The following is a 14,895-nucleotide window of genomic DNA, read 5'->3' as shown; positions in this document are numbered from 1 at the left end:
TATCGGAGCCGAAAGGGAATTTGCACGCATTCGAGGCGGCCGAAACGAGGAATCCTTGCGTGTGAGCGAGATAGGGATACCGTCGTCGCCATCGCAGCGATGGCTCAGAGTTGCCTGGCGGGGGCGTCGGCGCGCCACATCGTTTGGCGAGCGAGCACCGATTCGGCGGTCTCGCCGACCAGTTCCTCATACGCCGCAGGCGCGGTGGCCCCCTCCGTATTAATCACCAGTACGCGAGAACGGCGATCGAGCCCGGCCTGGCTGGCCAATTCCGGCTGCCGCAGCAAGACGGCAAGTCCAGCCAGCCCCGCGACGCCCGACTCGCCGCCCACGACTGGTATATCGCCTTCGCTACCCGATGCCAGTACACGCATCGCGTCGATCGCATCGATGTCGCGGATCGTCATGAACTCGTCGACAGCGGGTTGCAGAAACTTCCATGCGAGCGGCGACGTCTCGCCGCAGGCGAGACCCGCCATAATGGAATCCACCGAACCTGTTGCCCGGGAGGGCTGCCCGGCCAAGGCACTCTGATATAGGCAATCCGCCTGCTGCGGCTCGACCACGATGAACCGGGGACGATGTGCTCCATGGAACTCCCACATGTAGCTGATCAGTCCCGCGGCCAACCCGCCCACGCCGCCCTGAAGGAAAACGTGCGTGAATGCAGGCGCATCGGGTCGACCATTGCTCTGCGAGACGACCTCCGCGGCCACCGTGCCATAGCCTTGCATCACATCGCGTGGAATGTCCTCATAGCCGTCGTACGACGTATCCGAAACGACATGCCAGCCGTTCACCGACGCGAGTCGCGCGGCCTCTTCGACTGACTCGTCATAGTTGCCGGCGATTCGGACGATCTCTGCACCGTACGCCGCAATCGCCGCTTCCCGCTCGACGCTCACGTTCGCATGCAGCACGATGACGCATCGGCAACCAAGCGTCTGCGCAGCGGCCGCGAGTGCCTTACCGTGGTTACCGTCCGTCGCGCTGATAACCGTGAAGTGCGTCAGCAAATCCCGATAGCGCCCTTGGAATAACGCACGCGGATCCACGTCATGATCAGGCCACAACCGGATAATCAGACGTACCAACGCGATTGGTGCGCCCAACGCCTTGAAGCTGCCGAGAACGGAACGCATCGACTCGTCCTTGAGGCTCAGGCCGCCGATGCCAAGCTCGGCTGCCAGCCCGGGAAGCTCGCGCAGTGGCGTCGCGGGCGACGATATCTTGTCCCAGCAAGACAGCCATGAGCGGCTCTGCTCCGCTTTCTCGATGCTCAGGATGCGCCTGAGTTCCTCGGGATACGGGGTGCGCGTGGCGCGGGGATTGGCGATCAGCATGGTCGTGGGATTCCAACGGTGATGTACGTGAGATAAGAGCGGGACAGGGATACCAACATCCGCCCACCGCACGGTGGTTGAGGACCATGCCAAGCGGCCAGTTCTCGCGGGGTGCCGCAGTGATGGAGATCGCGGTGCCAAGGCGAGCATCCCTGTTCTATGAAGAAGCGTTCGGGCGAGCGCCCGAGCTCATGGAGGAGAATGTTATTTCAGACAGCGTGGTATATGCGCGCAACGTCGGGGATCGATATGCAATTTTCTTGCGTTTGCATACCACCCAGCTGAACGAGTTCTCCGCACATCGATGCGTAGCGGCAAGCGGAGGCCGATTCAGTCCGATGTCTTTTCGCGCACCGCGTTACGCAGATGGAGCTTCATGAAATCCGCTGCGGCCTCGCGCTGATCCTCGAGAAGAAGATCGATCAGCGTGAGATGCTCGCGACAACGCCGTTCTGCCTGATCGCGGTCAACAGCCTTTCGATACTCCATCAGCCGGCGTAAGCGATCGAGACGACGCAAGCCGTCGAGAATGAAGACATTGCCCGAGCAGGCGGCGATGGTTTCATGCAGTCGGCTATTCGCGTCGAACAGCGCCGCCGGCGACGCCGTTCGCACACCGCCGTTCGCGAGCGCCTCCTGCTCGATACGGCAGCGCGTCAGCGCGTCGCGATCCAGCCGGAATGTCGGCTCGAGTATCCCGGCCGCCTCGATCAGCAGCCGATACCGGTAACCCTGTCGATAGCTCTCCGCAGACGTCAGCACGGACTGGAACATCCAGCCATGCCCCGGCCGTCTTTCGATCCATCCTTCCTGCGCCATCCGCCGCAGCACCGCATGGAGTTGCGCACGCGTGATGCCGTACCGCCGCATCAGTTCGTTTTCCGTTATGCGGTCTTCCAGGCGCCCCGCGAGACGATCTTCGGCAATCGCAAGATAGGTCTGCTCGTCGGCATCGACGGTTTCGATCTCGATGACGCCCGCGCCGCTTGCGGGCGCAATGCCCTCCGCTACCGCATAACCGCCGTCCGGATGGGCGGCGACGACTGATTGGGCAGCGAGCCGTTTGAGCGCCTCGCGCACCGGTGAGCGCGATACGTTGAACTGCTCCGCGAGCGCGCGCTCCGGCAACCGCGTACCGGGAGCCATACCAGACTGGGTGATGTGCTGGTGGATGTTCGTCGCGAGCACGTCGGCTAAAGCGCGGGGCATGGCAGTCGAAATGGTGGAATCCTGGTCATGCTATCACAGTTCGTTTATTGGTTTTTTGATAGCACAGAGAACCTCATCGCATGCCGCCCGACCATCTATCGGCAACCACCCGAAGGCGCGCTCACCCACCATCTCCAGAGAAGGGTTCCGCTTGTAGCGATCTGCCTGACACGTGCGCCGGCACTGTGGTTTACCCTGCTTGGTACTAAAATCTCACAAAAGACCTTTACATCGTATCTTGTAAACATAAAATACAAGCCAGTTTCGATCGTGCGAGAGCCATATGTATCGCAGCAACTTTCCTGCAGCAGGCTTTGCAGCGGCCGGCGGCCGGGTGCCGCCGGCATGCGCGGATGCGTCCCCATCCGGCGCTCCGGGCAGTTCCGCCGTGCCGGCGCCGTGCAACAACCCTAGCCCGCCAGCGTTCGCACTCCCGCGCGGAAGCTGCGACTGTCACATTCACGTGTTCGACGCCGAGCGGTATCCGTTCGCGGCAAAGCGCTCGTACACGCCCGGCCCCGCGCTGATTTCGGATCTGCTTCAGTTTGAAAATCGCCTCGGCATTGAGCGCGTCGTCGTTGTGCAGCCAAGCGTGTACGGTACCGACAACGCCGCTATGCTCGCCGCGCTGAAGGAGCTGGGAACATGGCGCGCGCGCGGCGTTGCGGTCATCGATCCGTACGCGATCACCGCGGCGGAACTGAGCGCGTTGCATGACGGTGGCATACGCGGCGTTCGCCTCAATCTCGAGGTAAAGGGCGAGCGCGACGAGACAGTGGCCCTTTCGCAGCTCCAGCGTGCGGCACGGACTGTCGCCCCACTGGGGTGGTCGATCCAGATTTATGCCGATGTGGATGTCGTTGCCGCGCTCTCGCCCACGATTGCCGAGCTCTCGGTTCCGGTCGTACTGGACCATTTTGCCGGCGTGCGCACCGCCAGACAGCCCGAGCAGCAGGATGCGTTCGAGACTGTCCTGCAGCTAGTGAGGGCCGGCAATGTCTACGTGAAGCTCTCCGCCCCCTATCGTGCATCGCGGCAGGCGCCCGACTACGCCGATATCGCCCCGTTCGCGCAGCGGCTCGTCCAAAGCCGGCCGGACCGCATGCTGTGGGCGTCGGACTGGCCACATACGGGCAGCGCGAGTCATCGCGACGGTGACCTCGCGCGCATTGAGCCATTCCGCAAGGAAGACGCCGGCCGCGCGCTCAATCAGATGCTCGCATGGGCGGAAACCGCCGCTGTAATGCAACAGATTCTGGTCGACAACCCCGCACGACTTTATGGCTTTGCCGCCGAGGCAAGCTGACCCACCCGCTGCCCACCGAGGATTTTTTCATGTTTCGCACCCTTAACCCCGCCACCGAACAAGTTGTCGCAACCTTCGGCTCCGATACACCCGAGCGCATCGAGCAGGCGCTCGCGAACGCGCAGATTGCCCAGCGCGCATGGGCGAAACAGCCGCTGAATGTTCGCACCGCCGCCGTCGCGCGCATCGGTGAAGTCCTGCAACGTCGCAAGGCGGCGCTCGCGGCGCTGATCACGCTGGAAATGGGCAAGCCCATCGCCGAAGCGGAAGCGGAAGTCGAGAAGTCCGCATGGACCTGCCGCTTCTATGCGGAGAACGCGGGCAACTATCTCGGCGACGAAGCCGTGTCGAGCAACGCAACCGAAAGCTACATCGCGTATGACCCGCTCGGTGTCGTGCTGGCTATCATGCCGTGGAACTACCCGCTGTGGCAGTTCATCCGCTTCGCTGCGCCCGCACTCTGCGCAGGCAACGGGGCGATTCTCAAGCATGCGGGTAACGTGCCGCAATGCGCGCTCGTCATTAACAATCTTTTCGCCGAAGCGGAAGTGCCCGATGGACTCATCGCATCGCTGCTCATCGAACCGGAAAACGTCGCGGCACTCATCGACGACCCACGCATTGCGGCCGTGACGCTGACCGGCTCGACCGCCGTCGGCAAGCTGGTCGCCTCGCAGGCGGGCCGTGCGATGAAGAAGCAGGTGCTCGAACTGGGCGGTTCGGACCCATTCATCGTACTGGCCGACGCGGACGTGGAAGCCGCCGCGAAGGCCGCCGTCAAGGCACGCTTTTCGAACACCGGCCAGAGCTGCATTTCGGCGAAGCGCTTCATCGTCGACGAGACGGTCGCGGATCGCTTCGTCGAGCTGTTCTGCCAAGGCGTCGCGCAGCTCAAAGTCGGCGACCCTACACGGCGCGACACGACGATCGGCCCGATGGCGCGCGCGAATCTACGCGACGAACTGCATCGTCAAGTCGAGCGCACGGTCGAAGCCGGCGCTGTCCTCAAGGCTGGTGGCCATGCCATCGCCGGTCCGGGCTTCTTCTACGCGCCGACCGTGCTGGACCACGTCGCGCCCGATATGGCGGCGGCGGTCGAGGAAACGTTCGGCCCGGTCGCGGCCATTCTGCGCGTCAGCAGCACTGAAAAAGCCGTCGCGCTCGCGAACGCGACGGAGTTCGGCCTGGGCGCAGCGCTGTGGACTGCCGACCTGCAAAAGGCGAGGACGCTCGTGCGCCAAATCGAAGCTGGAGCCGTATTCGTCAACGGCCTCGTCGCGTCGGACGCCCGTTTGCCTTTTGGCGGCATCAAACAATCGGGCTATGGCCGAGAACTCGGCGCCGCCGGCATCCGCGAATTCACCAACGTCAAAACAGTCTGGATTGGCCCCGCCGCCTGACTCCGCACCCTCGACCGTCCCCAAAGGAACCCGCCATGACCATCAAGACGCCCTCGGGAGCCGCCCTCCTGAAACCCGAGCAACTTACGACTTACGATCGCGGCGGCGGCGCCAGCACCACGCCGCTCGTCGGCAAGTCGGTCGGCTCGGACAGCTTCATCACCGGTTATACGTCGTTCGCACCCGGCGTGAAGATCCCGTTCCACAGCCATAACTGCCAGGAAAGCGTGGTACTCGTCCAAGGGCGTGCAATTCTCGATATCGACGGCCTCGAATATGAACTCAAGCCGCTCGACACGACGTTCATTCCACCGAACGTGCCGCATCGATTCCGCAATATTTCGGAGACCGAACCGATGAAGATCCTGTGGATCTATGCGCGTCAGGACGCGACGCGCACGCTCGCAGACACCGGTGAGACCCGCCCCGTCTCCGCGGAGCATCAAAGCCCTTCTTCGAATTAACCCGATCAATCATCATGCGTATCCTCGTTTGTCCGGGCGACGGCATTGGCCCAGAAATCACCGCCGCATCCATCCACGTTCTCGGCAAAGCCGACCAGCTCTTTGACCTCGGCTTGGAATATCACTACGAAGACATCGGCTTCGCAAGCCTCGAGAAGTACGGCACGACGCTGCGCCCGGAAGTGCTGAAAAAGGCGCCCACCTTCGACGGCCTCATTCTCGGCACCATTTCGCATGCGGACTACCCGCCCCCCGACAAAGGCGGCCGCAACGTGTCCGCGGCGTTTCGCTGCGAGCTCGATTTGTATGCGAACGTGCGCCCGTCCCGTACACGTCCGTTCCTGACATCGAACATGCGCGAAGGCAAGAGCATGGACCTCGTCATCATGCGCGAGGCGACGGAAGGCTTCTACCCGGACCGAAACATGGCGCTGGGCTGGGGCGAAATGATGCCGTCGAAGGACATGGCGCTTTCAGTGCGCAAGATCACGCGACATTGCAGCGAGCGCATCGCGCGCCGGGCTTTTGAACTCGCGATGAAGCGCAGGAAGAAGGTGACCGCGATTCACAAGGCCAACAGCTTCCACATGACGGACGGCCTGTTCCTCGAGTGCGTGCGCAATGTGGCCAAGGATTTTCCGGAAGTCGAACTGAACGACCTCCTCGTCGACGCGTCGACCGCGCACCTTGTTCGCAACCCGGAAACGTTCGACGTGCTCGTCGCGACCAACTTCTACGGCGACATCATCAGCGATCTGGCCGCGGAACTTTCGGGCAGTCTGGGTCTCGGCGGTTCGGTGATGGCAGGCGACGCCCTGTGCTGCGCACAGGCGCAACACGGTTCGGCGCCCGATATCCAGAATCAGGACAAGGCAAACCCCACGTCGATGATTCTTTCGGTGAGCATGTTGGTGCGCTGGATTGGCGAACATCGCCAGAAATCGAACTTCGTCCGCGCAGCGGATGCAATCGACGCGGCGATCGACGCAGTGCTGGCAAATCCCGAAACCCGTACGGCCGATCTGGGGGGAACCATGGGCTGCACGGCTTTCGCCGAGCATGTCGCCGCGTCGGTCCAAAAGGCCTGAGTTGCGATCCGTCCGACGGAGCAGTCCCCTCTGTCGGAACACTACAACCATCAAGGAGACGTTCGATGATGGCAGCGTGGAATTCGCGCGCGTTGGGCAAGTAAGCCAGCCGGTCATGACGACTACGGCTTCCTTGTCGAGAGCCACCACCGAAGGATTCAATATGCATTCAGAATCAATGGCAATGGACGTGCCGCCCGAAAACCGTCCCGCCGACATGGCGATCCGGCAGCGCGTGCTGCGAAAGAATGCTTGGCGACTGCTTCCGCTGTTGACGCTCGCCTTCATCTTCAACTACATCGACCGCACGAGCGTCGGCTTTGCCGCGCTGACGATGAACAAGGATATCGGTCTCACGCCGATGCAATTCGGCTGGGGTGCGGGCGTCCTGTTCGCCGGCTACTGTCTCTGCGAGATTCCAAGCAACCTCGCGCTGTACAGGTATGGTGCGCGCCGCTGGCTCACGCGCATCATGATCACTTGGGGACTTGCCTCGGCGGCGACCGCGTTCGTTCAGGGACCGACAAGCTTCTTCGTGTTGCGCTTGCTGCTCGGCGTTGCGGAAGCCGGCTTTTTTCCCGGGGTGACGTTCTTCCTGGCGTGCTGGTTTCCCGCCCAATATCGCGTCCGCGTCCTCGCTTTCTTCATGCTCGGTGTACCGGTGTCGTCGATTATCGGCGGCCCGATGTCCGCGCTGCTGCTGGAAATGAACGGTATCGCGGGACTGCATGGCTGGCAGTGGATGTTCCTGATCCAGGGGCTTCCGGCCGTGCTGATCGGCTTCGCGGTCTACGCGCTGCTGCGCGATGACCCGAACGACGCTCACTGGCTCACGGACGACGAGCGCACCGAACTCGTCCGGATGCTCTCAGAAGAACCGCGGCGCAAGCCCACGACCGCATTGTTCGCCGCGCTCAAGGACGGCCGCGTGCTGCTTCTGGCGGCGACCCAGTTCGGCTTCGTTCTCGGCTCGTATGGCGTCGGTATCTGGCTGCCGCTGATTCTCAGAGGTCACGGGTTCAGCGTCGTCAACGTCGGGCTTTTTTCGACCGTGCCTTATATTGCCGCCGTGATCGGCATGCTGATTTGGGCGCGCGCCGTCGATCGCAGCGGCCGACGCGTCTTCCACCTCGTCGCTTCATGCGCGGTAGGCGCCGCGGGTCTGGCGCTGTCGGCATGCGCCAATGGCATCGTGGTCGAAATGATCGGATTGAGTTTGGCCGTGGTGGCGGTCAGTTCCGCCCGCGCGATTTTCTGGACGATCCCGACTCGCTTTCTGACCGGTGTCGCGGCAGCGGGCGGCCTGGCCTTCATCAACTCGCTCGGGACGCTCGGCGGATTCGCCGGCCCCTATCTGGTGGGCTTTCTGAAGCAGACGACCGGCACGTTTTCCGCCGGCATCTGGGCGATGGCGGCCATTCTTGGCGTTTCGGCGACGCTGGCCGCCACGCTCCCGGTACTTGCGCGTCAGGACTAAACCCATCAATTTCTCGCGAGAGTCGACGCCACGGCGCTGCGCCGTGGCGTCGATCAGACATTTTCCGACCAGGAGTACGACATGATCTTTGAAATGGCGCACATCGAAGTCCTGCCCGGCCATGCGGCAGGTTTCGAGGCGGGTGTCGCGCAAGCGCTTCCCCTCTTCGCCCGCGCCCAGGGTTGCGGCGGCGCTGAGCTGCATCGCGTGATAGAAACCGAGAACCGATATGTCCTTCTCGTTCGCTGGAAGTCCGTCGACGACCACATGATCGGTTTTCGCCAATCCCAGGATTTTCAGACGTGGCGTCAACTCGTCGGCTCTCATTTTGCTCGACCGCCCGAGGTCTTTCATACCGAGGCGACCGGAGCCGGCCTTTGACACATCCGCGCGTTGGACGGCATTCTGAGCGACAATGTATGCCATTGCAAAACAGTACAATCATCGATCGGTGCCGGGCTACCGACGGCGAAGGGCCGAATGCGCGACGCGTACGGTCTTGGCCACCTATGCTCTGCTGGAGGAACTGTGGGAGTTGCTGAATCCGAAATCCGCGAGGAGATCTGCACGGTCGGCGCGAGTCTTTACTCCCGCCGATACACAGTGGGGAGCGCCGGCAATATCAGCGCGCGCCTTGATGATGGTTGGCTCATCACACCGACAGACGCATGCCTGGGCCGACTCGATCCGAACGATATCGCCAAAGTGGGCTGCGACGGGCAGCACGTATCAGGCGGGCGTCCGTCCAAAACGCTCGCGCTTCACCGCAGGATCTACGAGAATTCACCGGAAACGCGCGGAGTCGTACACACGCATTCGACGAATCTGGTCGCGCTCACGTTGGCTGGCGTCTGGAGCACCGACGACGTCATCCCGCCAATCACGCCGTACTACGTGATGAAGGTCGGCCACGTGCCGCTCATCCCGTATCATCGGCCAGGCGCACCGGAGGTTGCCGACCAGGTCGCCGTACTCGCGCCGAAAGTGCGCGCGGTGTTGCTCGAGCGACTGGGTCCGGTGGTTTGGGAAAAGACCGTCTCGGCCGCATCGTTCGCTTTGGAAGAGCTCGAGGAAACGGCGTTGCTGTGGATGTCGCTCGCGCGCTCTGCCACGCCGATGTCAACGGACGCCATCGACGAGCTGCGCAATACATTTGGCGCCCGTTGGTAGCGCGCACTGACGCTCAACACGCCCCGCATCTAGCCATGAAAGTCCCAGCGGCGAACAGCATCAAAGACGACGACCCGACCGGTACCTACCATCACCCGACGGACGTGACCGCGGGTCAGTGGACCGTGAGTCCGTCGGAGCGGCCGCATCTGTACCGAATCCGGCATCGCCGTGCCAATGGCGAGCAGCACATCGATACGGTGGTCGACTACGACAACCTGAAGGCCAAGCTGCTGAAGTGGGATCGTGAAGGATTCGTCCGCCGCGAGCATGCGGGACCTGACGAGAAGCCCATCCATCGATCGACGTTCATGCGGGACCTGCTCGAGAGTGCTGGACAAACGCCCGGCGAGCGCGACGGTTCGCTCGCCGGCACACGTGTCGGTAATGTAGCGATGCCGCACGGAAATGGTGGGCCATTCGTGCCCGCCGTGAATCGCGCCTACCTCTTCGCCCCGCGGTTTGACAACGTTCTGCGGGACATCGTTGAAAATCGCCGTATTCTGCTGATCGGTCACACCGGCAGCGGCAAGACCAGTCTCATCGAGCAGGTCGCCGCGCACACCAATCAGGGCGTTCTGCGCTCGAATATGAACGGGCAGACAACGGTCGGCGATTTCGTTGGATTCTGGACCGTGAAAGGAGGCGAGACCCTCTGGGTCGATGGCGTATTGCCGACGGCCATGCGCGAAGGTCTTTGGCTGATCGTCGACGAAGTCGACTTTGCGGAGCCTGCGATCCTTGCGGTTCTGACTGCCGTGCTCGAGCCGGGCGGCCGCTTGCTGCTCAAGGAAAAAGGCAACGAAATCGTTGCGCCGCATCCCTCGTTCCGGCTCTTTGCAACAGCCAATGCCGTCGGGTCCATGGGGCAATATCGCCACCTTTATCAGGGCGCCAATGTCATGAACGAGGCGTTTCTGGACCGATGGCGCGTCTATCGCATCGACTATCTCTCGCGCGACGAAGAGGCACAGGTGCTGCTGCGCACTTTTGGTCGGCGCGTGTCCGTGCAAATGGCGCAAACGCTGGCCGCGATCGCGGCGGACTGCCGCGAGGCCTTCATGCGAGAAGACCTGGCCAGCGCGTTCTCGACCCGAAGGTTGCTCGATTGGACCGAGCTCATGCTGCGCACCGGAGATCCGGAGGTCGCCGCCGGTCCGACCATCTACTCGAAAGTCGGCGCGGAAGATGTCGCGCTGATCCGTAGCATCATCCAGCACCATATCGATCCGCACGGGTGAGCGAATGGACCACGGGCTGACGGAATCTGTCGACGATACGCTCGCCCATCTGTCCCGTCTGGCGCGGACGTTGACAGGACAGGACCGCCTGACGGTCGTGATCGCGGACGACGGCCCGCGTCTGCGCGACGATCAATTCGTGCTTCCGCCGGCCGTTGCTGGCATGGATGCCTTGCAGGAATTGATGACCGGCTATGTCGATCTGCTGGCTGCCCGCGCGCGTTTTGCAACTCAGGATGCGATCGAGCGCGTTGGCTCGCCCGTTGCGCGCCGACTCGCGCAGGCAATCGACGATCGGCGCGCGTGCTGCGAGCTGGCGCGCGCCTATCCCGGCGTGGCACCTTTTCTCACCAGGCTGCGTGCCGAAATGGCACGCGTAGCGGCCGCGCAGTGGACAACGCTCAGTTGGGCTGAAAAGCTCGCCTGGCATGTCGAACGCTATGTGTGGAACGAGCAGTCCACAGCAATCGAGTCCAGTCCCTCGCTGAATGCGGCAGTCCATGCGAGTATCGATCTACTCGAGGAAGCGAGCCGGTCGGCCTCGACGGCCGACAGCATGCGTATCGCGCTGCGACTCATCGAACGGATTCGCGAGCTCTCAGCGGGCGACGTGAACAACATGATGTTGACCGCCGACGCACAGGACACGCTCGATTCCCCTGCCACCAGAAACGAGTTCGAGTCGGACGGCTCGGATACAGGGGATGCTCCACCTTCTTCGCAAACATCGGCGTTGACCATGGGTGGCGGCCTCACCCGATCCGCGTCCGATGCAGCTCAACAGCCATCGGGCGACGCCGGCAAGCAGCCACATCGTCCTGCGATGAGTCGGGCTGCGCTATCCGTCCCGATCACGACGCAATTCGACCGCGAGGCCGACTTCACAGGCAAAGGCGACGCTATCCGATGGAGAAAGCTGAGAAGTACCGCGCGCGCGCAAACGGAATCGCTCAAGGCAAGGCTCGAACGCGCGCTTAAGGCCGACGAGCAGACCCATTGGAGGCGCGAACAGGAGCGCGGTGAACTGGACCGCCCTTGCCTTGTCAGGCTCGCCGTAGCACCGGGCTACCGAACGCCGTTTCGCACGCGGCTCGTGAAACCGGGCCGCGACGCGGCCGTCACGCTCCTGATCGACCGCAGCGGCTCGATGGCCGGGCAGAAGATCGAACTCGCCACCCTGTGCGCCGCGGCGTTGAGCGACGCATTGAGCCAATTGAGCTTTCCGTTGGAGGTACTCGGCTACAGTTCGATCGAAGACGTTGAGATGCGCGAATACTACGAACGCTGGCTCGCGGCCGGCCACGCCTCATCCGGTTTCAACCGCTTCGTCGAACGGCTGGATTTACAGATCTACAAACGTTTCGATTCCGACAATCTGGTCGGTCTGACCTGCGTCGAATGCGGGCACGAGAACCCCGACGGCGAAGCGCTGAGTTGGGCCGCATCCAGGCTGCTCGCTCGCCGCGCACATCGTCACATTTTGATGGTGCTTTCCGATGGATATCCCGCAACCGGCGACGGCAATCCCGACGTCCTGCGTGCCGACCTGCAGGCACGAATAACCGAACTGCGCGAGCGAGGCGTCGAACTGGTCGGCGTGGGCATTCTCACTGACGCAGTCGAAACGTTCTATCCCACAAGCGCGGTCGTCGAACGATTGCAGGACTTGCCGAAGGCGGCATTCGACGTGCTCGGCCGGACGCTACTCAAGCATAGGGAGTGGATGCTGGAACGATCCGATGCTTGAGCATGGACCAGATCCGGCAACTGGCGCACGCGTAACTGCTCAGCGAGTCGCGAAAAATACCGAAGCGGAATAGCGCCGCTTCGGCGGGCGTTGCATCAAGGTGCTGTCGACAGCGCCTTCTCGAAGAAATCGACAGTGCCGAAATTGCCGGACTTCAGCGCGAGCGCTAGCGGCTCACTGCCGCTGCTTGTCGTCCACGGCACGCCCGGGTCAATGGGTGCGCCGATGCGCAAGGCTCGGACGCCGAGCGCCTTGACGACGGAACCTGAGGTCTCGCCACCGGCAACCACCAGCTTGCGCACGCCATGGTGTTGAACCAGCTCGCTCGCGATCGTGGCCAATGCGCGTTCCATCAGCGCGCCGGCAACGTCCGCACCGAGCTTCTGCTGTGCGGCTCTTACAACGTCGGGCGCCGCGCTTCCGTAGATGAGCACGGGCCCGCCGGAAAGCCGCTCGGCACACCAGGCGATCGCGTCTTCGATCTGCCTGTCGCCCTCGGCAAGCTGCAGCGCGTCGAGCCGAAATGCCGGGCGCGAACGCTTCCACTGTTCCACCTGCGCGTTTGTCGCCACTGAGCAGCTTCCCGAGAGAATCACGCCCGCCCCCACGATGTTCGGAAGATCCGACGCCGCCGATACGGCCGCCGTCAGTTTGCCGGCTCGCCGGAAGTTCTCCGGCAGGCCCATGGCGATGCCCGATCCGCCCGTCACGAGTGGATGGCCCGACAACGCAGCGCCGATGCTAATCAGATCGCGATCGGCTACCGCATCGACGATGGCATATCGCGCGCCTTCGCTGCGCAGTGAATCGAAGGCCGCGGCGATCGCATCCGGGCCACGAGAAACGGCATCGAGCTTGACCGCCCCCACTTTGCGCCTGGTTTGCGATTGCAATACACGCACCAGGTTGGAATCCGTCATTGGAGTGAGCGGGTGGTCCCGCATGCCGGATTCGCTGAGCAACACATCGCCGACGAAGAGGTGGCTCCTGTAAATCGTCCTGCCATTCTCGGGAAACGCCGGACAGGCAGCTGCGAGGTCGACGCCGAGCGCATCGGCCAGCGCATCGGCGACCGGGCCGATATTGCCCTTCGGCGTCGAGTCGAAGGTAGAGCAATACTTGAAGAAGAACTGCTTGCAGCCGGCTTTTCTGAGCCACTCCAGCGCCGCGAGCGACTCACGTACGGCCTGCTCCGGCTCGACTGTTCGCGTTTTCAATGCGATGACGATCGCGTCCGCATCGTGCAACTCGGCCTGCGCGGGGACACCGATCGTTTGGACCGTGCGCATGCCGCCGCGCACCAGCGTGCTGGCCAGATCCGTGCCGCCCGTGAAATCATCGGCAATACAGCCGAGGAGAGGTCTGCTCAATGCCATGCTCCCAATGCAATTACACCGCGCTGTCGACAAAGCCGAACAGGCGGCTGGCGTTGTCAGCGAGCAACTTGCGCCGCTCGATCGGCGCCGGTGCCCACGTCTTCACCAACGAGAAGTTACGCCCCTCGTCCTCATCACGGAAAGGCTCGATGTCAGTAGGCTTCGCGTCGGCCTTGCGCTCGCTGCCACCCGTGTGCGGCCAATCGCTTCCCCAGATGACCTGATCCGGTGCCGCCTCGACAAGCGCGCTGCCGATCTGCGCGGTATCGGCGTAGAGCGGCTTTTGCAACGAGATCTGGTACGGCCCGGATAGTTTCGCGAAGACCTTCTTCGACTGCATCATGCCGATTAGCGCGGACATCCCGGGCTGTTCCGGTCCATCGGCGGCTTTTGCCAAGCCGAAATGATCGATCACAACCGGATGAGGCTGCGCCTGGATACGTGGCGCGAGGTCGGCGAGCACCGGCAAGGCCGCATAGATTTGAACGATGAACGGCTTGCCGCGCAGCGTCTCCACCGTTTGCTCCAGGCGCTCGACGGCAAGATTCGAATCGTGGTTCTTGCCAACTTCGAGATTGATACGCACGCCCACGACACCCGCGCCTGCCAGATCGTCCAGCTGCTGGCTCGAAAAGCTCGGGTCGATCACGGCAATGCCGCGGGCGTCTCGACCGAGTTGTCCCAGCGCGTCGATCAGACATGCGTTGTCCGTTCCATAGACGCTCGGCTGTACGAGCACAGTGCGGCGCACATGAATGGCGGAGTGAAATCGCCGTAGATCCTGCACCGTGGCAGGAGGCGGCGTGTACTTGCGCTTCGGCGAATAGGGGAACTTCTCGGGATTGAAGATATGACAATGCGAATCCACCACTCCCGTCGGCACAGAAAAGCCGATCGGAGACATGTGCCCCAACTCCTTGCCCATTACCTTTCCGAAACCAATGAGAGATGCACCTCCCAGCGCGGCGCCGGTTGCGACCAGCATCTGCCTGCGATTGACCATGTTGCTGTCTCCTTCGTTTTTATAAGCGCATCCGTGGGCGACGCGCGGGTGCGTCATGTGCCCGCGCGTCG

At 62.6% G+C, this 14,895-nt stretch carries 13 protein-coding genes; 9 read left to right on the top strand and 4 right to left on the bottom strand.

The window, feature by feature from the left end:
- Window positions 1–104 precede the first annotated feature (104 nt).
- Window positions 105–1,343, bottom strand: a complete 1,239-nt coding sequence (locus AB4Y31_RS23085; protein ID WP_368675996.1) for a diaminopropionate ammonia-lyase — start codon at window positions 1,341–1,343, stop codon at window positions 105–107.
- 330 nt (window positions 1,344–1,673) lie between these two features.
- Complete coding sequence (locus AB4Y31_RS23080) at window positions 1,674–2,552, bottom strand: GntR family transcriptional regulator (RefSeq protein ID WP_368675995.1); 879 nt, start codon at window positions 2,550–2,552, stop codon at window positions 1,674–1,676.
- 283 nt (window positions 2,553–2,835) lie between these two features.
- On the opposite strand from AB4Y31_RS23080, the gene AB4Y31_RS23075 reads away from it, so the two are divergent.
- The 9 genes from AB4Y31_RS23075 (at window position 2,836) to AB4Y31_RS23035 (ending at window position 12,445) form a co-directional block, all read left to right on the top strand.
- Complete coding sequence (locus tag AB4Y31_RS23075) at window positions 2,836–3,858, top strand: amidohydrolase family protein (RefSeq protein ID WP_368675994.1); 1,023 nt, start codon at window positions 2,836–2,838, stop codon at window positions 3,856–3,858.
- 29 nt (window positions 3,859–3,887) lie between these two features.
- On the top strand, window positions 3,888–5,258 hold the full coding sequence (locus AB4Y31_RS23070; protein ID WP_102607018.1) for an NAD-dependent succinate-semialdehyde dehydrogenase: 1,371 nt from the start codon (window positions 3,888–3,890) through the stop codon (window positions 5,256–5,258).
- A gap of 35 nt (window positions 5,259–5,293) precedes the next feature.
- Window positions 5,294–5,722 carry a cupin domain-containing protein gene (locus tag AB4Y31_RS23065; RefSeq protein WP_368675993.1) on the top strand — a complete coding sequence of 143 codons (429 nt, stop codon included), beginning with the start codon at window positions 5,294–5,296 and terminating at the stop codon, window positions 5,720–5,722.
- 14 nt (window positions 5,723–5,736) lie between these two features.
- Window positions 5,737–6,810 (top strand): isocitrate/isopropylmalate dehydrogenase family protein, encoded by a 1,074-nt coding sequence (locus tag AB4Y31_RS23060; protein ID WP_102607020.1) that lies wholly within the window; start codon window positions 5,737–5,739, stop codon window positions 6,808–6,810.
- A gap of 163 nt (window positions 6,811–6,973) precedes the next feature.
- On the top strand, window positions 6,974–8,287 hold the full coding sequence (locus tag AB4Y31_RS23055; RefSeq protein ID WP_368675992.1) for an MFS transporter: 1,314 nt from the start codon (window positions 6,974–6,976) through the stop codon (window positions 8,285–8,287).
- Window positions 8,288–8,368: 81 nt separating this feature from the next.
- Window positions 8,369–8,668, top strand: coding sequence for an antibiotic biosynthesis monooxygenase (locus AB4Y31_RS23050; protein WP_368675991.1), 300 nt, complete (start codon window positions 8,369–8,371; stop codon window positions 8,666–8,668).
- Window positions 8,669–8,767: 99 nt separating this feature from the next.
- Entirely contained in the window at window positions 8,768–9,457 is a 690-nt protein-coding gene (locus tag AB4Y31_RS23045) for an aldolase (protein ID WP_368675990.1), read from the top strand.
- A 35-nt stretch (window positions 9,458–9,492) separates the two neighbouring features.
- Window positions 9,493–10,698, top strand: coding sequence for an AAA family ATPase (locus AB4Y31_RS23040; RefSeq protein ID WP_102607022.1), 1,206 nt, complete (start codon window positions 9,493–9,495; stop codon window positions 10,696–10,698).
- A gap of 4 nt (window positions 10,699–10,702) precedes the next feature.
- The gene (locus AB4Y31_RS23035; RefSeq protein ID WP_368675989.1) at window positions 10,703–12,445 is read left to right on the top strand and encodes a cobalamin biosynthesis protein CobT; all 1,743 of its coding nucleotides are present in this window, start codon (window positions 10,703–10,705) and stop codon (window positions 12,443–12,445) included.
- 95 nt (window positions 12,446–12,540) lie between these two features.
- Here AB4Y31_RS23035 and otnK read toward each other — a convergent pair whose 3' ends face one another.
- Both otnK and AB4Y31_RS23025 read right to left on the bottom strand, forming a co-directional pair.
- On the bottom strand, window positions 12,541–13,821 hold the full coding sequence (otnK, locus tag AB4Y31_RS23030) for a 3-oxo-tetronate kinase (protein WP_368675988.1): 1,281 nt from the start codon (window positions 13,819–13,821) through the stop codon (window positions 12,541–12,543).
- 13 nt (window positions 13,822–13,834) lie between these two features.
- Complete coding sequence (locus AB4Y31_RS23025; RefSeq protein ID WP_368675987.1) at window positions 13,835–14,824, bottom strand: amidohydrolase; 990 nt, start codon at window positions 14,822–14,824, stop codon at window positions 13,835–13,837.
- Between the last annotated feature and the right edge of the window lie 71 nt (window positions 14,825–14,895).

It is taken from the genome of Trinickia sp. EG282A, assembly GCF_040965455.1.
Classification (GTDB): domain Bacteria; phylum Pseudomonadota; class Gammaproteobacteria; order Burkholderiales; family Burkholderiaceae; genus Trinickia; species Trinickia symbiotica.
The sequence above is the reverse complement of the archived record's forward strand: the minus strand, read 5'-3'. Positions and strand labels throughout refer to the sequence as shown.